The organism is Sporolactobacillus sp. THM19-2, from assembly GCF_004153195.1.
GTDB lineage: Bacteria > Bacillota > Bacilli > Bacillales > Sporolactobacillaceae > Sporolactobacillus.
On the sequence record NZ_SEMC01000002.1, the window covers coordinates 305,451 to 326,713 of the forward strand.

The 21,263-nt window shown below is 46.8% G+C and carries 19 protein-coding genes, 1 tRNA gene and 1 other annotated feature; of the genes, 15 read left to right on the forward strand and 5 right to left on the reverse strand.

The features are described from left to right. Nucleotides 1-136: 136 nt before the first annotated feature. The 4 genes from spoIIIJ to rpmH all read right to left on the reverse strand — a co-directional run bounded on the left by spoIIIJ (nucleotide 137) and on the right by rpmH (nucleotide 1,929). On the reverse strand, nucleotides 137-871 hold the full coding sequence (spoIIIJ, locus tag EWH91_RS03275; RefSeq protein ID WP_483315819.1) for a YidC family membrane integrase SpoIIIJ: 735 nt from the start codon (nucleotides 869-871) through the stop codon (nucleotides 137-139). A 49-nt stretch (nucleotides 872-920) separates the two neighbouring features. After that, nucleotides 921-1,193: a membrane protein insertion efficiency factor YidD gene (gene yidD, locus EWH91_RS03280; protein ID WP_129928583.1), complete on the reverse strand. Its 273-nt coding sequence runs from the start codon at nucleotides 1,191-1,193 to the stop codon at nucleotides 921-923. Then, a complete protein-coding gene (rnpA, locus tag EWH91_RS03285; RefSeq protein WP_129928584.1) occupies nucleotides 1,193-1,549 on the reverse strand; it encodes a ribonuclease P protein component in 357 nt (118 codons plus the stop codon). The genes yidD and rnpA overlap by 1 nt, the downstream gene beginning before the upstream one ends. A 245-nt stretch (nucleotides 1,550-1,794) precedes the next feature. Further along, complete coding sequence (gene rpmH / locus EWH91_RS03290) at nucleotides 1,795-1,929, reverse strand: 50S ribosomal protein L34 (protein WP_129928585.1); 135 nt, start codon at nucleotides 1,927-1,929, stop codon at nucleotides 1,795-1,797. 646 nt (nucleotides 1,930-2,575) lie between these two features. Between rpmH and dnaA the strand changes: the two genes are divergently transcribed. From dnaA to EWH91_RS14420, 13 genes are all read left to right on the forward strand, one after another. Next, nucleotides 2,576-4,009 (forward strand): chromosomal replication initiator protein DnaA, encoded by a 1,434-nt coding sequence (dnaA, locus tag EWH91_RS03295; RefSeq protein WP_129928586.1) that lies wholly within the window; start codon nucleotides 2,576-2,578, stop codon nucleotides 4,007-4,009. A 233-nt stretch (nucleotides 4,010-4,242) separates the two neighbouring features. Next, nucleotides 4,243-5,385, forward strand: a complete 1,143-nt coding sequence (gene dnaN / locus EWH91_RS03300; protein ID WP_129928630.1) for a DNA polymerase III subunit beta — start codon at nucleotides 4,243-4,245, stop codon at nucleotides 5,383-5,385. Nucleotides 5,386-5,414: 29 nt separating this feature from the next. Further along, nucleotides 5,415-5,636, forward strand: coding sequence for a S4 domain-containing protein YaaA (gene yaaA, locus EWH91_RS03305; protein ID WP_129928587.1), 222 nt, complete (start codon nucleotides 5,415-5,417; stop codon nucleotides 5,634-5,636). Nucleotides 5,637-5,652: 16 nt separating this feature from the next. Beyond that, nucleotides 5,653-6,777 carry a DNA replication/repair protein RecF gene (gene recF / locus EWH91_RS03310; RefSeq protein WP_129928588.1) on the forward strand — a complete coding sequence of 375 codons (1,125 nt, stop codon included), beginning with the start codon at nucleotides 5,653-5,655 and terminating at the stop codon, nucleotides 6,775-6,777. Nucleotides 6,778-6,857: 80 nt separating this feature from the next. Further along, nucleotides 6,858-8,780, forward strand: coding sequence for a DNA topoisomerase (ATP-hydrolyzing) subunit B (gene gyrB, locus EWH91_RS03315; protein WP_129928589.1), 1,923 nt, complete (start codon nucleotides 6,858-6,860; stop codon nucleotides 8,778-8,780). A 132-nt stretch (nucleotides 8,781-8,912) separates the two neighbouring features. Beyond that, a complete protein-coding gene (gene gyrA, locus EWH91_RS03320; RefSeq protein WP_129928590.1) occupies nucleotides 8,913-11,378 on the forward strand; it encodes a DNA gyrase subunit A in 2,466 nt (821 codons plus the stop codon). 30 nt (nucleotides 11,379-11,408) lie between these two features. After that, entirely contained in the window at nucleotides 11,409-12,494 is a 1,086-nt protein-coding gene (locus EWH91_RS03325; protein WP_129928591.1) for an HD-GYP domain-containing protein, read from the forward strand. Nucleotides 12,495-12,829: 335 nt separating this feature from the next. Then, nucleotides 12,830-14,296, forward strand: coding sequence for an IMP dehydrogenase (gene guaB, locus EWH91_RS03330; RefSeq protein WP_129928631.1), 1,467 nt, complete (start codon nucleotides 12,830-12,832; stop codon nucleotides 14,294-14,296). A 117-nt stretch (nucleotides 14,297-14,413) separates the two neighbouring features. After that, nucleotides 14,414-15,754 (forward strand): serine hydrolase, encoded by a 1,341-nt coding sequence (locus tag EWH91_RS03335; RefSeq protein ID WP_129928592.1) that lies wholly within the window; start codon nucleotides 14,414-14,416, stop codon nucleotides 15,752-15,754. Nucleotides 15,755-15,949: 195 nt separating this feature from the next. Then, complete coding sequence (gene pdxS, locus EWH91_RS03340; protein WP_129928593.1) at nucleotides 15,950-16,834, forward strand: pyridoxal 5'-phosphate synthase lyase subunit PdxS; 885 nt, start codon at nucleotides 15,950-15,952, stop codon at nucleotides 16,832-16,834. An 11-nt stretch (nucleotides 16,835-16,845) separates the two neighbouring features. After that, nucleotides 16,846-17,421: a pyridoxal 5'-phosphate synthase glutaminase subunit PdxT gene (pdxT, locus tag EWH91_RS03345; RefSeq protein ID WP_129928594.1), complete on the forward strand. Its 576-nt coding sequence runs from the start codon at nucleotides 16,846-16,848 to the stop codon at nucleotides 17,419-17,421. A gap of 51 nt (nucleotides 17,422-17,472) precedes the next feature. Further along, nucleotides 17,473-17,695 (forward strand) — a binding site (T-box leader). 39 nt (nucleotides 17,696-17,734) lie between these two features. Then, nucleotides 17,735-19,021 carry a serine--tRNA ligase gene (gene serS, locus EWH91_RS03350; protein WP_129928595.1) on the forward strand — a complete coding sequence of 429 codons (1,287 nt, stop codon included), beginning with the start codon at nucleotides 17,735-17,737 and terminating at the stop codon, nucleotides 19,019-19,021. Nucleotides 19,022-19,046: 25 nt separating this feature from the next. Then, complete coding sequence (locus tag EWH91_RS14420; protein ID WP_165364223.1) at nucleotides 19,047-19,193, forward strand: hypothetical protein; 147 nt, start codon at nucleotides 19,047-19,049, stop codon at nucleotides 19,191-19,193. Between the two features lie 69 nt (nucleotides 19,194-19,262). On the opposite strand, the gene EWH91_RS03355 is transcribed toward EWH91_RS14420, so the two are convergent. Beyond that, complete coding sequence (locus tag EWH91_RS03355; protein WP_129928596.1) at nucleotides 19,263-19,919, reverse strand: deoxynucleoside kinase; 657 nt, start codon at nucleotides 19,917-19,919, stop codon at nucleotides 19,263-19,265. A gap of 462 nt (nucleotides 19,920-20,381) precedes the next feature. Between EWH91_RS03355 and cspD the strand changes: the two genes are divergently transcribed. Together cspD and EWH91_RS03365 are read left to right on the forward strand one after the other, a co-directional pair. Then, nucleotides 20,382-20,585: a cold-shock protein CspD gene (gene cspD, locus EWH91_RS03360; RefSeq protein WP_129928597.1), complete on the forward strand. Its 204-nt coding sequence runs from the start codon at nucleotides 20,382-20,384 to the stop codon at nucleotides 20,583-20,585. 170 nt (nucleotides 20,586-20,755) lie between these two features. Next, nucleotides 20,756-20,828: transfer RNA gene (locus EWH91_RS03365), tRNA-Arg, on the forward strand. The last annotated feature ends 435 nt before the right edge of the window (nucleotides 20,829-21,263 follow it).

A 21,263-nucleotide genomic window follows, 5' to 3' on the forward strand; every position in this document is an offset into this window, starting at 1 on the left:
TGCCGACTGGCAGGACGCGGGCGCTGCCAGAGGCAACGTTTTTTCAACTCTTTTTTCCTCAAAAAATTTTATAGTGAGAAAAAAGCGCGCTGAATGCGTGCTTTTCCCCGAAAACTCTATAGATCTACCCTTGCGGTTATTTTTTCTTCTTTCTGGAGCCTTCAGCCGGTTTCTCTTTGTCATCATGCTTCTCGTAAATAATATACGTCTGGAAGATCATGAAGATATTACCGACAACCCAGTAAAGGGCCAGTGCTGATGGGAAATACAATGCCGGAATCGCAATCATCAGCGGGAAGACGTAAAGCATCATGGCCATCTGCGGATTCGCGTTCCCCGTTCTGCCCATCATGATCTTCTGCTGCAGGAAGGTTGTCGCTGCAGCAATCACAGGCAAGATGTAATAGGGATCAGGGGCACCGAGCTGGAACCACAGAAAAGACTGTGTTTTAATCTCCGATGTGCGCATGATGGCCTGATAAAAGGCAAACAAAATAGGCATCTGAATCAGGAGAGGCATACACCCGGCGAGCGGATTGATGTGATTTTCCTGAAAGAGTTTCATCTGTTCTTCCTGAAGCTTGCGCTGCGTATTCTGATCTTTGGAACTGTATTTCTCCTGAAGGGCTTTAATTTTCGGCTGCAGCTCCTGCATGGCCTGAGAACTTTTGACCTGCTTGGCCATCAATGGCAAAATCACGAGTCGAACAATCAACGTGGTGATAATGATCGCAATGCCATAGCTGTTCCAGAATATCTTGGCCACTTCAATAATAAACCATGAGAGAGGATATACGAAATAATGACTCCAGAAACCCCCACTCTCTGCGGTAATCGGTTCATTCAAATTCGTACAGCCTGTGAGCAGCACGACAATCAGAACAAGCAGTCCCGCACCAATTAATCGTTTACGCAAAATGTTACCTCCTCGGTCGATCCGAACGAAATGTTATCATACCTGTATGTCTGTGTCCGGTTTTTTTTTCCGGCACAGGATCAAAGCCTCCCGGATGAAAGGGCTGACACTTCAGGAGCCTCCTGACTGTCAGCCATCCACCGCGAATAACGCCGAACCGCGAAAAGGCCTCCAGCGCATATTGTGAGCAGGTTGGGTAAAACCGGCATGAAGGCGGCGTGAAAGGTGATATAAATTTCTGATAGATGCGGATCAAAAATATAAAAATATATTTCATTATAACTCGTCCTTATGTTCGGCTATTACGCCTGCTTTTCTGAGAACATGCATCAGGCTGCCCTGCATTTCATGATAGGACATGGTTCGTACCGGACGTCGAGAGATAATAATGTAATCATTTCCAGGCTCCAGTCTGTCTGCCATATCCCGAAAGATTTCCTTGATACACCTTTTTATATGATTCCGCATGACAGCATTGCCCATCTTTTTACTCACGGACAGACCCAGCCGTGAACAGGGCTGACCGGGATGCCGAAGTACGTAGACAACAAACTGTCTGTTGGCGAATGATTTCCCTTTTTTAAAAACAACCTGAAAATCTTCGTTCTTCTTTAGTCTCTGAATTGTCTTCATTTTGTCCCTCCAGTGGGACATCATTTTACCCTGTGTAGCATATTAATCATAGATCATCGAACTAAGAAATAACTGTCACCTCATTGCGTTATTGCCTGTCCCGCATGACCTGATGAAGAAAAACCGGCCCGCAGGCAAGCCCCTGACGCATCCGGGGGGTTCAGTTTTTCAACCCTTTTTCTTTTCGTAAAAATTTCAAACTCTATTATAGTGTGAAAAAAACCACTGCAATGCTGACAGTGGCTTTACGCAGACAAAACTTTCCTTCCCTTGCGCCGGCGGTTTGCCAGAATCTTGCGGCCCTTTGCTGTCGCCATTCTCGCACGGAAACCATGCACTCTTTTTCTGCTGCGTTTATTTGGTTGATAGGTACGCTTCACTTTCATACACCTCCCATACAAATCGATAAATAAAATCGGTGCCTCGTTCAAACATATAGGTCGGATCTCATTTTATCCATTCATTATTCTCTAATCAAAACCAGTCTGACTTATTATAATTATTTTTTTTGTGAAAGTCAACCGTCCTTCCAGGACGCCACCGTCCTGAAATGCGTCCCCACCTTCTGTGGATAATTATTTCTCCTCCTTCGATTTTTTTCACGTTTTATCGACATGTACCTAACAAATTACCAGGCTGTGTACAACGCCCATGTGCAAAAGTTATTCACTGTGGATAACTTTTGGCGATCATTGCTTTATCGGTGCTTTTTTGATATGATCATAGTACTTGAATCCGTCGAAAAGTCCGTTAATGCACAGATTTATCCACTGCCTGTGGATAAATCTTCAAGACGTTTAGCACAGATGTTAGTTGTTTTATCCACAGGTTGTTAACATCTGTTGATAACTTCAATCTGTTCGACAAAATACGCATTTTTCAACTGCACATTTTGTGGATAAGCAAAAAAAGCAGGGTATACAGGTGAAAGCAGTGAATCGTCCGCAGGCTGTGTGATCATCCAGTCTGACTGTTGGCGTTTGCTTTTTTTATGTATTTCATCAGACAAGGGGGGGCCGCAAAGCATTGAACAACCTGAAAGAAATATGGGATCAGGCACTGATCATCATTAAAAAGAAACTTAGCAAACCCAGTTTTGAGACATGGCTTAAAGAAACTCAGGCACAGGCTGTAAACGGACAAAACATGATTATCAGCGTCCCGAATGAATTTTCACGCGACTGGCTGGAAGAACATTATTCCCGTCTGATTTCAGATATACTTATGGAAATAACTGGAATTCGCTACAGCATCCAGTTTGTTATCCCGCAGAAAAATAAAGGGAGCCTCGGTCATAAAAAGGGAAACAGCACAACTCCAAAAAGAAAGAGTGAGCCGGCGAACTTCAGTCAGAGAAACAGCCCCGGGCACCCTGTTGAGCGTTCCGGTGCAACTGATCGAAGAAGTCTCGATGAGATTAATAACAGTATGCTGAATTCAAAAAATACATTTGAAACCTTTGTCATCGGATCCGGAAACCGTTTTGCTCATGCCGCTTCTCTGGCAGTCGCCGAAGCGCCGGCAAAAGCCTATAACCCGCTTTTTATCTACGGCGGGGTCGGACTGGGAAAAACGCACCTGATGCATGCGATCGGACACTATGTAATCGAACATAATCCGGCCGCTCGCGTTGTTTACCTGTCTTCTGAAAAATTCACTAATGAATTTATTAATTCCATTCGTGACAATAAAACGGTGGAATTCCGTAATAAATACCGGAACGTTGATGTCCTGCTCATAGATGATATTCAGTTCCTCGCCGGAAAAGAACAGACACAGGAAGAGTTTTTTCATACATTTAATGCGCTCCATGAAGAATACAAACAGATTGTCATCTCAAGCGACCGGCCGCCGAAAGAAATTCCGACACTGGAAGACCGTTTGCGTTCCCGGTTTGAATGGGGGCTGATTACAGATATCACCCCGCCTGATCTTGAGACCCGTATTGCTATTCTAAGAAAAAAGGCAAAAGCAGAAGGTCTGGATATACCCAATGAGGTCATGATCTATATCGCCAATCAGATCGACACCAATATTCGTGAACTGGAAGGCGCCCTGATCCGTGTCATCGCTTTTTCATCACTGAACAATGAGGATATCAGCGTCGATCTTGCGGCAGAAGCGTTGAAAGATATTATTCCTTCTGCCCGGCCGAAGCAAATCACGATCCAGGATATTCAAGTGGCTGTCGGTGCTGAATATCATCTGCGTCTGGAAGATTTTGCAGCAAAGCGCCGGACTAAGTCCATAGCCTTTCCAAGACAGATTGCCATGTATCTTGCCCGTGAACTGACGGATTATTCGCTTCCGAAAATCGGTGAAGAATTCGGGGGCCGTGACCATACTACGGTTATTCATGCTCATGAAAAAATCACAAAACAATTATCTGTCGACCGTGAACTTCAGAAAAAAGTCAATGGCTTAATTGACCAGCTGAAATCTCCAGCAAGAGTCCAATAGCTTGCGGATGGGGTACCAGTCATACACAGGACTGTGCATAACAGTAAATAACAGTATTCATTTTATCCACAGTTTATGAACAGGTGGATAACTGTGCTTTTCACGGTAGAAGCCATTTACCCACAAATCCACAGGTCTTACTACTATGATTACTGTATCTTATTTCTTATAACATATTGGGGGAAAGAATCATGCAAGAAATGCAAGACACGAATCAGGGCACAACACTGACAATGCATGTCAGTGTTCAGAAAAACAGGCTTGCTGAAGCCGTAAGCCAGGTGATGAAGGCTGTCTCATCAAAAACCACCATTCCTATACTCACAGGCATTAAAATTTCAGCAGATCCTGACGGCATTCGACTGACAGGAAGCAATTCCGATATTTCGATCATGTCCTTTATCCCTGCTGAAGATCAGGATCAGGAAGCAGCTGTTATCGATACGCCGGGAAGTGTCGTTCTTCCGGGACGTCTTTTTTCCGAAGTGGTTCGTAAATTCCCCAATGATAAAATTCTTATAGAGTCAGACAGCCGCCAGATTACTAAGATCACCTCAGGTTCTTCTGAATTTAACTTAAACGGACTTGATCCGGAGGAATATCCGAATCTGCCGGTCATCAATGAGAAAAAAGTCATCAGTATCCGAAAAGACCTTTTACGTGACGTCATCAGACAGACCGTTTACGCTGTATCCGTATCAGAAACGCGCCCGGTTCTGACCGGTGTCAAATGGAGTCTGAAAAACGGGAGACTGGCTTGTGTCGCAACGGACAGTCACCGCCTGGCACAGCGGTCTGTCCCGGTTGCATCCGGAAGCGCAGCTGAGGAATCCAGAGATGTTGTCATCCCCGGCTCAAGTTTAACTGAACTGGTAAAGCTTCTGGATGATAACGATGACGAAAATGCAGACCTTGTAATGACATCAAATCAGATCCTGTTTCAATTGAATAATGTCCAATTCTACTCCCGGATCCTGGATGGAAATTATCCGGATACGTCGCGGTTGATTCCTCAGGACAGTAAAACGACGCTCACCCTTCCAACCAGAGGACTATACCAGGCGATCGAACGGGCTTCCATCCTGGCTAAGGAGGAACGGAACAACATTGTGAAACTCCGGGCGGAGGATGGACACGTTGAAATTTCTTCCCAGTCCCTGGAACTGGGCCGCGTTTTTGAAACGTTACAGGTTGAAGAATTTGAAGGAGAGCCGATGCGTATTGCGTTCAGTGCCAAATTCATGATGGACGCCCTGGGGAAAATTGATGACAGTAATGTACGTATTTATTTTGTCGGTCCCATGCGTCCGATTATTATCCGTCCGATCGGCGATGATAATATTCTGATGCTGATTCTTCCCATCAGAACTTTTTAACCGTTGAGGAAAAAAAGTGAGGCGAAATGATGAAAACAGTCAGACTGAAGGTCAATGAGGCCTTCATCACACTGGGTCAATTGCTTAAACTTGAAGGCATCATTCAAACAGGTGGCGAAGCCAAATATTTTCTCTCATCGACAGAAGTTTATGTCAATGGAGATCATGAAATGCGCCGCGGGAAGAAATTAAGGGATGGCGACCTGATCAGAGTGCCCGGAATGGGTGAATTTGTCATCAGTCGTTCATGAGGGGGATTGCCCCGCGATGATACTTAAATCAATTGAATTAACAAATTTTAGAAATTATGACAGGCAGAAACTGTCTTTTTCGCCAATGGTCAATGTTTTTCTGGGAGAAAATGCACAAGGGAAAACCAACCTTCTTGAAGCTATATATGTTCTCGCCCTGGCCAAATCCGTGCGCACCTCCCATGATAAAGATTTAATCAAATGGGATGAAGATTATGGTAAAATAAAGGGAAGAGTGGCCAGGCGCGGAGATATTTTCCCCCTTGAACTGATTATTTCCGGAAAAGGCAAAAAGGCGCGTGTCAATCATCTTGAAAAAAGGCGTCTCAGTGAATATGTCGGCAATTGTAATGTTGTCATGTTTGCCCCTGAGGATCTGAATCTGGTCAAGGGCAGCCCTTCTGTCCGCAGAAGATTTATCGATATGGAAATGGGACAGATCGCTCCCGTCTATCTACATCTCCTCAGTGACTACCAGAAGGTGCTGCAACAGAGGAATGCTCTGCTCCGGGATGAGATGCGGCAGAAAAAAGGCCGGGATTCACTGCTGGATATTCTGACAGAGTCCATGATAACCCTGGCGTCGGAAATCGTCAGGCGCAGGCTGAGCTTTGTCTCCCGGCTGAATAAATGGTCTTCGGCAATTCATTCGGAAATCAGTGACGGGCGGGAACAGCTGTCACTTGTTTATGAGTCTTCCGTCCACGACGTATCAATAGACAGCGAACAGTCAAAAATAGAAGAAGCTTACAAGAACAGTTACCGGCGTTTAAAACAACGTGAGCTGGACAGAGGATCTACCCTGTTCGGTCCGCACAGAGATGATCTGCAATTCTTTGTCAACGGGCGTAACGTACAGACATTCGGTTCCCAGGGGCAACAGAGGACGGCCGCCCTTTCTGTCAAGCTGGCAGAGATTGAGCTGATTAAAGAAGAAGTGGGCGAGTACCCGCTTCTTCTTTTGGACGATGTACTGAGTGAGCTGGATGATGTCAGAAAGACACATCTTTTGAGTGTGTTCAGGCAGAAAGTCCAGACCTTTGTAACGACTACATCCATTGATGGTCTGGATCAGAGCCTGCTGGACAGGGCGACACTTTTCAGCATCAGCCAGGGGAAAGTGGAACCCATGCACAAGTAACGCTATGGCATTCAGCACCGGTAGTGGTGACAGATTTTAAGAGATTATGTGTCGGATGGCACCAAGTTAGGTGGGTTATCATGAGTGATCAGCAGAATGTAGAAGAACAATCGTATAATGCGAGTGAGATTCAGGTCCTCGAAGGGCTTGAAGCTGTCCGTAAAAGACCCGGAATGTATATTGGCACAACCGGGGTCAGAGGCCTGCACCATCTGGTCTGGGAAATTGTCGATAATTCAATCGATGAAGCGCTGGCCGGTTTCTGCCACCATATTCAGGTCATTATTGAGAAAGACGGCAGCATAACTGTAATGGATGACGGCCGCGGCATTCCTGTCGACATTCAGAAAAAGGTCGGCCGGCCGGCGGTCGAAGTCATTATGACTGTACTTCACGCCGGAGGAAAATTCGGAGGCGGCGGATATAAAGTATCCGGCGGTCTGCACGGCGTCGGCGCTTCAGTCGTCAACGCACTGTCGACAACGATGTGGGTAAAAGTTTATCGAAACGGTCATGTATACTATCAGGAATATCACCGTGGCAAACCGGTTGCGGATCTGAAGATTATCGGTGATGCCGACCGGACAGGAACAACCACCCACTTTATTCCGGATCCTGAAATTTTCAAGGAAACGACTCATTTCGATTATGATACACTCAGAGTCCGTGTACGTGAACTTGCCTTTCTTAACAAGAATATCCGCATTTCGATTGAAGACCGACGTGAAAAGGACAGAAAAGAGAGTTTTCACTATGAGGGCGGAATCCGTTCGTATGTGGAGTATCTCAACCGATCAAAAGAAGTGCTGCACGAGCCCATTGATCTTGACGGGGAAAAAGACGGCATCAAGGTTGAAATCGCCATGCAATATCACAGCGGATACTCCGGTCAGATTTATTCATTCGCCAATAATATTCATACGCACGAAGGCGGTACGCATGAATACGGTTTTAAAGTGGCTCTGACACGCGTGGTTAACGATTATGCAAGAAAGAATCAGCTGATTAAGGGAAATGATCAGAATCTTTCCGGTGAAGATGTGCGGGAAGGTCTGACCGCGATTATATCGATCAAACATCCGGACCCGCAGTTTGAGGGACAGACGAAAACCAAACTCGGGAATCCGGAAGTCCGTACGATTACAGATAACCTTTTTTCTGAGAGTTTTTCCAGGTTTCTTTATGAAAATCCGGATGTTGCCCGGATGATTATTGATAAAGGAATTGTCGCCTCACGTGCCCGGACAGCTGCCAAAAAAGCCCGTGAACTGACCAGACGTAAAAGCAGTCTGGAAAGTACGTCACTGCCTGGAAAGCTCGCCGATTGCACATCGCGGGATGCCTCTGTCTCCGAGCTGTATATCGTCGAGGGGGATTCGGCCGGCGGCTCGGCCAAACAGGGCCGTGACCGGATGTTCCAGGCCATCCTGCCTCTCAGAGGGAAAATCTTAAATGTTGAGAAGGCGCGGCTGGATAAAATTCTGTCAAACGCTGAAATCCGGGCGATGATTACGGCACTGGGAACCGGTGTCGGAGAAGATTTCAAACTGGAGAAAGCCAGGTATCACAAAATCATTATTATGACCGATGCCGATGTGGACGGCGCACATATCCGGACGTTATTGTTAACGTTCTTCTATCGCTTTATGCGCCCTCTTCTGGAGAACGGATATGTCCTGATTGCCCAGCCTCCCCTCTACCGGGTTCAGTACGGAAAGACACTTCGGTACGCTTATAATGATCGCGAGCTGGAAAAAATTCAGAAATCACTTCCTAAAAATGTAAAACCTGCCCTGCAGCGATATAAAGGTCTTGGTGAAATGAATCCTGAACAGCTCTGGGAGACCACCATGGATCCGCAGAATCGTGTGGTGCTGAAAGTCAATCTTGAGGATGCCATGGAAGCAGACCAGATTTTTGAAATGCTGATGGGAGACCGCGTTGAACCCAGACGCGATTTTATTCAGGAGAACGCCCATTTCGTTCAGAATCTGGATGTGTAAAACAACACCCTCATACTCAGACAGGAAACAGGTGACGTTTGGAAGCATACGGATTTTACGTTTATCACAATCATCGGGAAAAGGTTCATCCTGTGAAATAAGCATGAATCCGCCCGGTAAGGAGGAAAAAAGATGACAGATCAAGATGAATCAAGAATAAAACCCGTGGACATCGGGCATGAAATGCGCACATCATTTCTTGATTACGCGATGAGTGTCATCGTCAGCCGCGCCCTTCCTGATGTGAGGGACGGTCTGAAACCGGTTCACAGGCGGATTTTATACGCCATGAATGAACTGGGCATCACGTCTGATAAAGCTTATAAGAAATCGGCACGTATTGTCGGTGAAGTTATTGGTAAATATCATCCCCACGGGGATACGGCTGTCTATGATACGATGGTACGCATGGCGCAGAACTTCAGCCAGCGTTATGAACTCGTTGACGGTCATGGTAACTTCGGATCGGTCGACGGAGATCCGGCCGCAGCGATGCGTTATACAGAAGCAAGAATGTCAAAAATATCGATGGAAATGGTCCGCGATATCCGGAAAGATACAATCGATTTTCAGCCTAATTATGATGGATCGGAGCAGGAACCTGTTGTCCTGCCTTCACGTTTTCCAAATTTGCTTGTAAACGGTGCGTCCGGTATTGCAGTCGGGATGGCAACGAACATCCCCCCTCATCAGCTGGGTGAAGTGATCGACGCTGTACTGGCTCTGAGTAACAATCCCGATATAACAACAGAAGAAATCATGAAGTATATTCCAGGACCGGATTTTCCAACCGGCGGTCTGATCATGGGACGCGAAGGTGTCAAGCGGGCTTACCGGACCGGTCGCGGGTCGATTATCGTCCGGGCAAAAGTTAATATTGAACAGCAGGCAAGCGGAAAACAAAGCATTATTGTTACCGAACTCCCCTATCAAGTCAATAAAGCCAAACTGATCGAAAGAATTGCCGATCTGGTAAAAGAAAAAAAACTGGAAGGAATCACTGATCTGCGTGACGAATCCGACCGCCGGGGAATGCGGATGGTGATTGAGGTTCGCCGTGACGCCAATGCAAATGTCCTTCTGAATAATCTGTACAAGCACACGGGTCTGCAAACCAGTTTCGGTATTAACCTGCTGGCTCTCGTCGCCGGCAGACCGAGAGTGCTGACTCTTAAAGAGTGCCTGCATTACTATCTGGCGCATCAGGAAAATGTCATTCGCCGGAGAACAGCTTTTGAATTAAAGAAGGCAGAAGCAAGGGCTCATATTCTCGAAGGTCTGCGCGTCGCACTGGATCATCTGGATGAAGTCATTTCCCTGATCCGTCACTCCAAGACCGCCGATATCGCCCGCACGGGACTGATGAATAATTTCTCACTGACTGAAGTTCAGGCACAGGCGATCCTTGATATGCGTCTCCAGCGACTGACAGGACTTGAGCGTGAGAAAATTGAGCAGGAATACGCGGATCTGGTCAAACGCATTGCGGAACTGAAGGCGATCCTTGCCGATGAGCAGAAAGTACTGCAGATCATCCGTAAAGAGCTTGGAGAAATTAAAGAAAAATTTAATGACGAAAGGCGGACAGAAATCACCTTTGGATCCGATTTGCTGGAAGATGAGGATCTGATCGAAAGAGAAGATATCGTCATTACGGTCTCCCACAATGGCTATATTAAGCGGATGCCCGTCAGCACTTATAAAAATCAGAACCGCGGTGGACGTGGCATTCGAGGCATGGGGACAAATGAAGATGATTTTGTAGAGCATCTTTTCCAGACAAACACGCATCATCATGTCCTCTTTTTCACGAACAAAGGACGGGTTTATCAGCTGAAGGGCTATGAAATCCCGGAACTGGGTCGCACAGCTAAGGGCATTCCGATCATCAATCTGATCCAGATTGATAAGGGAGAATATATCACTGCCTTCTTCCCTGTCGAATCATTTGATGCGGATCATTATCTCGTCTTTTTAACAAAGAATGGAATTATGAAGCGATCGCAACTGAGTGATTTTTCCAATATCCGTAAGGCTGGACTGTATGCCATTACAGTCCGGGACGAAGATGAACTGATGGCTGTACGCCTGACCAATGGAAAAAGTGATCTCATTGTCGGGACAAAGAAAGGGATGGCGATCCGTTTTGACGAAAATGCTGTCCGTCCGATGGGCCGGACAGCTGCCGGTGTGAAGGCGATTTCCCTGGATCCCGGCGATGAAGTCGTTGGCATGGGGATTGCAGGCGATCAAAACGATGTGCTGATTGTGACAGAAAAGGGATTTGGCAAGAGAACGCCCTGCAGTGAATACAGAAGACAGACAAGAGGCGGAAAAGGACTGAAAACCTGCAACATCACCGAAAAAAACGGTGAACTGATTGCCATGCGAACCGTCGATGAAGATGAGGATCTGATGGTCATCACAGCGCATGGTGTGATCATCCGGATGCCGGTTTCAGGCATATCCAGGCTGGGAAGAAACACGATGGGGGTCACTCTGATTCGTGTCGATGAAGGAGACAACGTATCGACTATTGCCCGTATCCAGAAAAATGATGATGATGAAGATACGGAGGAAGTATCCGATAAAGAATAATTTAAGATCTCTGAGGAGTGAGGAGAGAGGATGCTGGTAAAAACGGATAAATGCAGGCCGGGTGACGTATTGAGAAGGGACGTCTTCTCAAAATCGGACAAACCGCTGATCAAGGCAGGAACAGTTCTTGAGGACATACATTTTGCTGTTCTCCATGCCTTTCTGATTGACCGTATCGATGTCCGGACAGCGGGAAAAAAGAAGAATACAGATCAGACTTCCGGACAACATGCCCGTCTCGCAGCAGACGCCCCTTCCTCTGCAAAGACAGACAATTCCCTGCTTGATGCCGTATTCGCACAGGCTGTTTCCTCTTATCGTTTCTTCTTTAAGCAGTGGCAGTCCGGTGAACCGGTGAACATCGGCTTATTCAGGAGAGATATGATGCCACTTTTGAAGCGCGGTCTGGCGGATCCCGTCTGGTTTGCCGGTTTTCTGTTACACTTAACTTCCCTCCACAGTTTTGAAGCGCGTTGTGTAGCAATGGGCTTGGTCTCTGGCTTTCTCGGGAAGAAGGCAGGACTTGATCCGGGCAATGTTTATCAGATGGGTCTTGCAGGGATGCTTGCTGACTGCGGCATGGCCAGACTTCCCCCTTCTCTTGTGAGGCGGGCAGATGATGTTCCCGGACAGGCACACGCCCTTTATGAAAGGCATGTTCTGGACAGCTATAATATGCTGAAAGGTGTCCCGACCTTGCGGGAATCACTGATACTCGCAGTTATTCAGCATCATGAGCGTGAAGACGGGAGCGGCTATCCCCTGCACCTGCGTGGAGAAAGGCTCAATATATACGGAAAAATCCTTGCTGTCTGTGACAGTTTTATCAGTGAAAAAGATAAAGCAGGCGCAGCAGGCTGGCCCGTCCGCCACCTTGATCATCTGGCCCGCTGCGCTTATGGCAGATTATCGGGATATGTCTTTGCTAAATTCTGTTACGCCGTGATGACTCTGTTTATCGGGATGAATGCCCGGCTGTCGAATCATCAGCACGGGGAAATTACCTTTGTACCGGATCATCAGCCGACTCGTCCGATGATCCGGCTTGATAACCAGATGATTTTTTCATTATCTGATCATCGGGAGATCACGATAGATCAGATTGACTTCAAATAAACGAACCAGGTTCACCATGCTTCATGTGGATTGGAGCGAAAGATGCAGGCTCCTGCCGGAAAGGCGAGCCAGGCCCGCAGCTCATGAACGGGGAAGCCTGCGGATCCCCGCAGAAAGCGGGCATGCGGGTCGGAAATCAACAGACGCTTGAAAAAAAGCGAATAAGTAAGGGTTCTGTGTCCCTTGACGGTTTCCGGCCCTGACCACGCCTGTGATTTAGAAAAATAGAATTTCAATGCGGATTCTTGACAGGTGCCTGGTGAGTTGTTACGCTAGCATTAAAATTTTCGGAAGCAAAAATCCAAAAATCAATTATCTCATGGAGGTAAATCATGTTGAGGGAAGACAAGTTTGCCAAGGAGTCGCTGACTTTTGATGATGTGCTGCTCATTCCGGCCGCTTCAGATGTCCTGCCACGCGATGTATCGGTAGGAACCAGGCTGACCGAAACCCTGAAACTTAATATTCCTGTTATCAGTGCGGGTATGGATACGGTGACAGAATCACAAATGGCGATTGCCATGGCAAGACAGGGCGGCATGGGTGTCATTCACAAGAACATGTCTATTGAAGAACAGGCGGAACAAATTGATAAAGTCAAGCGTTCCGAGAGCGGAGTAATTACGAATCCGTTCTTTCTGACCCCGGAAGATCAGATCTTTGATGCAGAACATTTGATGAGCAAATATCGCATTTCCGGAGTGCCGATTGTTGATAATCATAAAGATCAGCACCTGGTGGGTATCCTGACAAACCGGGATATGCGTTTTGTTAAAGACTATTCGGCTAAAATCGGAGATATGATGACGAAGGATCATTTAATTACCGCCCCTGTTGGTACCAGTCTCAAGGAAGCTGAAAAAATTCTGAACCGACATCGCATTGAGAAACTGCCGCTGGTTGATCAAAACGGTGTGCTGAAGGGACTGATCACAACAAAAGATATTGAAAAAGTGGTTCAGTTCCCCCATTCAGCAAAAGATGAGCACGGCAGACTCCTGGTAGCCGCTGCAGTCGGTGTTACGGGTGATGCTCTGATCCGGGTTGAAAAACTTGTTGATGCCGGAGTGGACGCACTGGTCATTGATACCGCTCACGGTCACTCCAAGGGTGTTCTGGAAAAAGTAGCTGAAATCAGAAATAAGTTCCCGAATGTCAGTCTGATTGCTGGCAACGTCGCGACACCTGAAGGCACAAAGGCGCTTATTGACGCAGGTGTTGATGTGGTTAAAGTCGGGATCGGACCGGGTTCCATCTGTACAACCCGTGTCGTTGCCGGAGTGGGTGTCCCGCAGATCACGGCGGTTTATGATTGCGCAAATGAGGCAGACAAGCATGGAGTAGCCGTGATTGCCGATGGCGGGATAAAGTATTCAGGTGATGTTGTTAAGGCGCTTGCTGCAGGAGCCAGTGCCGTCATGCTCGGTGGACTGCTCGCCGGAGTGGATGAAACCCCGGGAGAGAAAGAAATATATCAGGGGCGTCAATTTAAGGTTTATCGTGGCATGGGATCAGTCAGCGCGATGGAGCACGGCAGTAAAGACCGTTATTTTCAGGAGAACCAGAAGAAACTTGTTCCTGAAGGGATTGAAGGACGGGTTCCCTATAAAGGCAAACTGGCCGATACCATCTATCAGCTGGTCGGTGGTCTCAGATCCGGCATGGGTTACTGCGGTGCCCATACCATCAATGAACTGCGTGAAAATGCCAGATTTACTAAAATTACTAACGCCGGATTACTTGAGAGCCATCCGCATGACGTTCAGATAACCAAAGAAGCACCGAATTACTCTACTAAATAATGCCTTTCGCATTCATAATGATTATGCATAGTATAAATCTTTCCGGGCGCGGAATCGTCCGGATTTGTTTCTGTCATAAACAGGCTGAAACAGGAATTTTTTTCGGGGGTGTAGGGGTTGAATTTCAGGAAATCGCTGCGTTTTCTTGTAGCAGCAAGTCTGGCTTTAGTGCTCGTCGTCGCACTGTCTTTTCAAAATCAGCTGACACCAAAGGCACAGGCTGAAGACACAGTGGGAATAAAAGCAAAATCTGCTATTTTGATTGATGTAAACAGCGGACAGATTTTGTATGAAAAAAATGCAGATCAGGTGTATCCTCCGGCCAGTATGACAAAGATCATGACCGAATATCTCGTCATGCAGGCGCTTAATCAGAAAAAACTGACCTGGGATACAAAAGTGTCAATCAGTGATTACGCCTATCAGATTTCTCAGAACCGTGAGTTTTCCAATGTTCCATTAAGAAAAGATTATCAGTATACGGTCAGGGAACTGTATGAAGCGATGGCGATCTATTCGGCTAACGGTGCGACCATAGCTCTCGCTGAAAAAATAGGCGGATCTGAAAAAAACTTTGTTGATCTGATGAACAAGACCGCAAAAAAGCTGGGCATGACCCACGCATCCTATATTAACAGCAGCGGGCTGGAAAATATTGATCTTGGAGATTTTGCCCCCTACGGCGATGAAAAAGACAGTAATCTGCTGTCTGCGCGTGATCTCGCCAAATTAGCTTATCACATGGTCAGGGATTATCCGGAGGCACTGACGATTTCCAGTATCCCTCTGAAGAATTTCACAGCAGGTGTTGATTCACCCGTTCAGATGGTGAACTGGAATTACATGCTTCCGGGATTTGGCGCCAATATGAACCAGTATAAGTATGAAGGTGTTGACGGTTTAAAAACCGGACATACGGATCTGGCCGGATATTGTTTCACCGGTACGGTTAACCGCGATGGACATCGCCTGGCCAGTGTCATCATGGGGACGCCATCCGAAAATGAACGTTTTGGGCAGACACGGGCCCTGTTTGATTACGGCTATCAGCAATTTTCAGAGAAAACGATTGCCAAAAAAAATCAGGTCGTGAAAGGTCAGAAGGCTGTTAAAGTCAATAATGGCAAAAAGGATTCTGTCAGAGCGGCATTTGGTCAATCTGTGAATCTGACTGCCCGGAATGGCGAAGAGTCAAATCCCCGTTTCAAAGTGACGCTCAACAAGTCACTGCTGAATAGAGACGGACAGCTCGAAGCTCCGGTTAAAAAGGGCCAGAAGATAGGCTATGCGACGCTTTCTGCAACAGACGGTGCATACGGACATCTCTATAAGGAGAATAACCAGGTACCGGTTGTCGCTGCCGAAGGGGTGGAAAAAAGCAGCTGGATTGTACGTATGTTCCAGGGTATCGGAAACTTTTTTGCAGGGATCTTTTCATGGATCGCCGGACTTTTCTAAGGCGAAACGGGTCATAATACAGAGCCAGCAACCTGACCGGGACTGGCTCTTTTTCTTACAGTCGTGTGCCGGCCTGTTCAATTGGCAGATGCCCTGCATCATTTGTAATACACACGAAAACACAGTGGTTTACCAGAGATAACAGTAGCCTTATAATAGCTAATAAACAATAAAGATTTCAATGGAGGGTTAGTCATGGGCCAAAGGGGAACAGAAAAAGTAAAAAGAGGCATGGCTGAAATGCAGAAAGGCGGCGTGATCATGGATGTGGTCAATGCCGAGCAGGCCAAAATAGCGGAGGAGGCAGGAGCAACTGCGGTTATGGCACTTGAGAGGGTGCCCTCAGATATCCGAAAAGCCGGCGGAGTCGCAAGGATGGCAGATCCGAAAATTGTCGAAGAGGTTCAGCATGCGGTGACGATTCCGGTGATGGCCAAAGCGCGGATCGGCCATATTGTTGAGGCGCGCGTTCTCGAATCAATGAAAGTGGATTATATCGATGAAAGTGAAGTGCTGACACCTGCAGATGATGTCTTTCATATAGATAAAAAAGCATTCACCGTCCCATTCGTCTGCGGTTGCCGTGATCTGGGTGAAGCTGCGAGAAGAATCGGAGAAGGCGCAGCCATGCTTCGGACGAAAGGCGAACCTGGAACCGGAAATATTGTGGAAGCGGTACGGCATATGCGTCTGGTTAACAGTCAGGTACGTAAAGTTGTTGGCATGTCTCCGGATGAGATTATGGTTTATGCGAAGGAACTGGGTGCCCCTTATGAAATATTATTGCAGATCAAAGAAGCCGGGCGTCTTCCGGTCGTCAACTTTGCTGCCGGCGGTGTGGCAACACCTGCCGATGCGGCGCTGATGATGGAACTTGGAGCAGACGGTATCTTCGTCGGATCCGGCATATTCAAGTCGGAAAATCCGGCTAAATTTGCACGTGCCATTGTCGAAGCAACCACTTATTATCAGGACTATGAACGGATTGCCGAGCTGTCAAAAGGTCTGGGTGCGCCGATGAAGGGCATTGATATGGGCACGCTTCAGCCGGCAGACCGCATGCAGGATCGCGGAGAATGAGGTGAAGGTCCATGACATTAAGAATTGGAGTTCTCGCGCTTCAGGGGGCCGTCAGTGAACATATCCAGGCATTGAAGGAGTCCGGGGCGGAAGGCGTATCCGTCAAAAATACAGAGGATCTGAACGGGCTTGACGGTCTGGTGCTTCCGGGCGGAGAAAGTACAACGATGCGCCGGCTGATGGATAAATATGGTCTTTTTGAAGCCATAAAAACGTATGCTCAGACCCGGCCTGTTTTCGGTACGTGTGCCGGTCTGATTCTGATGGCCAAAAAAATTGAAGGGCGTGAAGGTCCCCATCTGGGGCTTCTCGACATTGACGTGAAAAGAAATGCTTTCGGCAGACAGGTGGACAGTTTTGAAGCGGAATTGAATATTAAACACGTCGGTGAACATTATAACGGCGTATTTATCCGGGCTCCCTATATTAAAAGTGCCGGGGATCAGGTGGAAGTGCTGTCCACTTATAAAGGACATATTGTTGCCTGCCGGCAGGGGCGCTTTCTGACCTGTGCTTTTCACCCGGAACTTACCGACGACCGAGGCATGCATCGATATTTTGTCAATATTGTGGAAGAATCTCGGTGAATACTTGCATTTTTACAGGGTTTATTGTAAATTCTTAGTAAGTAAACATACGCAGACTTGATGATGGGAATTAGTAGTGGTTATCATCCTTTTTCAGAGAGCCGCAGGAGATGAGAAGCGGTAAAGGATGACTCATGAATCCATCCCTGAGAGTGAAGCAGGCGTAAGATGCCTGTGCGGATCAAATCCGTTATCATGATTAAGGTGGCTGAATGAACGTCAGCGTTCAATTCAGCAATTTGGGTGGCAACGCGGGTTAAATCCCGTCCCTGATTTTTGGGACGGGATTTTTATTTATCAGGAGGAAAAACACATGCTGGACATGAAAGTTTTACGTGATCACTATGATGAGATTAAAAAGAAGATGGACAAACGCGGAGAGGATCTCGCTGATTTCAGGAAGTTTCCGAAGCTCGATAAGAAGCGGCGGGATCTGATCAGCCGGACAGAGGTATTAAAGGCAAAGAGAAATGAAGTATCGGCCCAGGTAGCTGCCAAAAAAAGGGCCGGGGAAGACGCTTCAGATTTAATTACCTCTATGCGCAAAGTCAGCTCGGAAATTAAGCAGCTGGATGGGGAACTGAATCAGGTGGAAAGTGCCCTTCACGAAGTCATGCTCTCCATACCGAATATTCCGCATGAGAGCGTTCCGGTCGGTAAAGATGAGCATGACAACAAGCCTATCCGCTTCTGGGGGGAACCGAGAAAATTCAGTTATGAGCCGAAACCGCACTGGGATATCGCAACCCGTCTTGATATTCTTGATTTTGAGCGCGCAGCGAAAGTGACGGGCAGCCGGTTTGTCTTTTATAAGGGGCTCGGCGTCAGACTGGAACGTGCGCTGATCAGTTTCATGCTGGATCTTCATGAAGATGAACACGGCTACACGACGATGATGCCGCCTTATATGGTTAATCGTAACAGCATGACAGGTACCGGGCAATTGCCGAAATTTGAAGAAGATGCCTTTAAGATCGCTGACGAAAGAGATTATTTTCTGATCCCTACAGCTGAAGTTCCTGTGACGAATTATTATCGTGATGAGATTCTGAGCGGAGACCAGCTGCCCATTGCGTATGCGGCATGCAGCGCCTGCTTCCGTTCCGAAGCGGGATCAGCCGGCCGTGATACGCGCGGGATCATCCGTCAGCATCAGTTCAATAAAGTCGAGCTTGTCCGCTTCGTCAAACCGGAAGACTCTTACAATGAACTGGAAAAACTGACCGGTCATGCCGAAGATGTATTGAAAAGACTGAACCTCCCATACCGGGTTGTCAGCATCTGTACCGGCGATCTTGGTTTTACTGCTGCCAAAAAATACGATCTTGAAGTCTGGATTCCGAGTCAGCATACGTACCGTGAGATTTCTTCCTGCAGCAATTTCGAAGATTTTCAGGCGCGCCGGGCCAATATCCGCTTCAGGCGTGCGCCAAAAGCAAAACCGGAATATGTGCATACGCTGAATGGTTCAGGACTCGCCGTCGGACGCACCGTTGCAGCCATTCTTGAGAACTGCCAGCAGGAAGACGGCAGTGTGGTCATTCCTGAAGCCCTGCGTCCCTACATGAGAAATCATGATGTGATCAGGCCTGTGAATTAATTCCATGTCCGGGAGGTTTTAAAACATGCCCTTTCATCAGAAAGTTGATACTGAGACCAGACTGACACGAATGATCGAGGATATGGGGATTACCCTCCATCCGAAAAAACCAGAGCAGGAAATGACGGCAAAGAAAAAAGTGAAAGAAAAAGCCAGCAGCAATAAAAAATAGACCATGAAAAAACGCGGGAGCATAAATGATGATCCCGCGCTTTTTGTACTTATCAAAAGGTATAAAATTTCAGCGGTTCACCGCCCCGCTGGTCAGTTTGTCTTTAATCAGGGGAATGATGCGGCTGAATGAATTGGGATCCCCGACGAGATCATAATCGTCAATATCGATCTGAAGCACCGGGCAGAAGTTGAAATGACTGATCCACTTTTCATAGCGCTGATGCATCTCGGTCCAGTAACTTACCGGCGTTTCTTTTTCCAGCCCCCGCCCGCGTCTGTTAATTCGCCGGATTGTCGCATCCAGTGATCCGCGAAGGTAGATCAGAAGGTCCGGATGATGAAAGTAAGGCGTCATGACCATCGCTTCAAACAGGCTGGTATATGTACGATAGTCTGCCCTGGACATGTTCCCCTTTTCATAGTGCATTCGGGCAAAAATATCGGTGTCTTCATAAATCGAACGGTCCTGGACAAATCCGTATGGTGATTCTTCGATTCGTCTCGACTCCTTGAATCGCTCCCCGAGGAAGTAGATCTGAAGTTGGAAAACCCATCGTTTGAAATCCCTGTAAAAGGCATCAAGATATGGATTGCCGTCCACTTTTTCGAGTGAAGTATGGTAATGCAGTTTATGGGCAAGGGCCTTAGTGAACGTTGTTTTACCAATACCGACCATTCCGGCAACGGTAATCAGGCATTTTGACGGTACACGCGTTTCTTCCATAAAAAATCAATCGCCTTTCTGAAATAAAAATAGCCGTCAGGAAGCGGCTGCTTAACAAGATCATTTACATTTCCATTAAGTCTATCATGACTGAAGTGGTTTGAAAAGCGAACAAAAATTAAAAGAATTCGGGTCAGTGAATAAAAAATAATAAAGCGGGTAAAATGGAACTGGTAAAAGCGGATGAAAGCATCATATCGTAAAATCGCGATATAGAAGGTTCGTTTCCGCTTTCAAATGATCCTGTAAAGCTTGACACTTTATGGGAGATGTGTTATATTTTAATAAACCATTTTACTACTTAATATAAGATCTGGACGTAAGAATGAAGACCCTTCCCTGAAGTGTAGTAGTTTTTACTTCTGGAGGGGTCTGTTTTCATGTAATCTGATTATGTGTTAGATGGTGGATGGTTTTATTTCACGCGCGGGCAGCGCAAGGTTTTAGGGAGGCAGCTATACTATGGCTCAGAACGGTAAAGTAAAGTGGTTTAACGCAGAAAAAGGGTACGGCTTCATTGAAGTTGAAGGCGGAAATGACGTATTCGTACATTATTCTGCAATCGAAGGCGACGGTTTCAAGACGCTTGAAGAAGGTCAGGAAGTTGAATTCGACATCGTTGAAGGCAACCGCGGACCTCAGGCAGCAAACGTTGTAAAACTGTGATCTTCGGCCATAGCCGGTGATACGGAAGCAGTCCTCTCTAAAAAAAGGGCTGCTTTTATTATGCACTGTTTTTTTAATAAAATTCTCAATAGAGGATGGCCTGGCCCCTGTTCAAAGCCTTCATCTTTTTGTATAATATAGAATGTCGCTTAAAAAGGCGTTAGAGTTTTGGCTCTGTAGCTCAGTGGATAGAGCGTCGGTTTCCTAAACCGTGCGTCGAGGGTTCGATTCCCCCCAGGGCCATTAAAAAATGCTTTTAAATCAAGGGATCCGATCAAACGATCGGATCCCTTTTGTTGATCTGGCATGATAGCTGGTGCCTGAATGGTGCCCTTAGTTTGAAAAAGCGATTATAACGGGTAAAAGATGCAACGATCGATCGGAAATGCGATGGCTCAAATTTGAGTACACTTTTTTTAGAGCGAGGGGACACGGCAAAATTGCCGACTTCCAGGCTTTCAGAATAAAGCCGTGCAGAAAGCGCCGGATGTAAAATTATTCCCCTGCCCTGAAGATGGCTGACGGAGAAAGCGAAAAAGTCTGTATACGGGCACATATGTTACACGTGGAACCTTCTGCCGAAAAAGAAGATTTTATACAGGTTACTGATCTGTGAAAATGCTCGAACAGGCGGGGATGAATCCGTATCTTCAGAATCCGTCAGTTTATCGACACAGC

Bases quoted from the DNA above. Each gene is read 5' to 3' on its own strand.
- yidD (WP_129928583.1), bottom strand. From the start codon at position 1,193: ATGAAATATATTTTTATATTTTTGATCCGCATCTATCAGAAATTTATA.
- rnpA (WP_129928584.1), bottom strand. From the start codon at position 1,549: ATGAAGACAATTCAGAGACTAAAGAAGAACGAAGATTTTCAGGTTGTT.
- dnaN (WP_129928630.1), top strand. From the start codon at position 4,243: ATGCATGTCAGTGTTCAGAAAAACAGGCTTGCTGAAGCCGTAAGCCAG.
- yaaA (WP_129928587.1), top strand. From the start codon at position 5,415: ATGAAAACAGTCAGACTGAAGGTCAATGAGGCCTTCATCACACTGGGT.
- recF (WP_129928588.1), top strand. From the start codon at position 5,653: ATGATACTTAAATCAATTGAATTAACAAATTTTAGAAATTATGACAGG.
- gyrB (WP_129928589.1), top strand. From the start codon at position 6,858: ATGAGTGATCAGCAGAATGTAGAAGAACAATCGTATAATGCGAGTGAG.
- gyrA (WP_129928590.1), top strand. From the start codon at position 8,913: ATGACAGATCAAGATGAATCAAGAATAAAACCCGTGGACATCGGGCAT.
- EWH91_RS03325 (WP_129928591.1), top strand. From the start codon at position 11,409: ATGCTGGTAAAAACGGATAAATGCAGGCCGGGTGACGTATTGAGAAGG.
- pdxS (WP_129928593.1), top strand. From the start codon at position 15,950: ATGGGCCAAAGGGGAACAGAAAAAGTAAAAAGAGGCATGGCTGAAATG.
- pdxT (WP_129928594.1), top strand. From the start codon at position 16,846: ATGACATTAAGAATTGGAGTTCTCGCGCTTCAGGGGGCCGTCAGTGAA.
- serS (WP_129928595.1), top strand. From the start codon at position 17,735: ATGCTGGACATGAAAGTTTTACGTGATCACTATGATGAGATTAAAAAG.
- EWH91_RS14420 (WP_165364223.1), top strand. From the start codon at position 19,047: ATGCCCTTTCATCAGAAAGTTGATACTGAGACCAGACTGACACGAATG.
- EWH91_RS03355 (WP_129928596.1), bottom strand. From the start codon at position 19,919: ATGGAAGAAACGCGTGTACCGTCAAAATGCCTGATTACCGTTGCCGGA.
- cspD (WP_129928597.1), top strand. From the start codon at position 20,382: ATGGCTCAGAACGGTAAAGTAAAGTGGTTTAACGCAGAAAAAGGGTAC.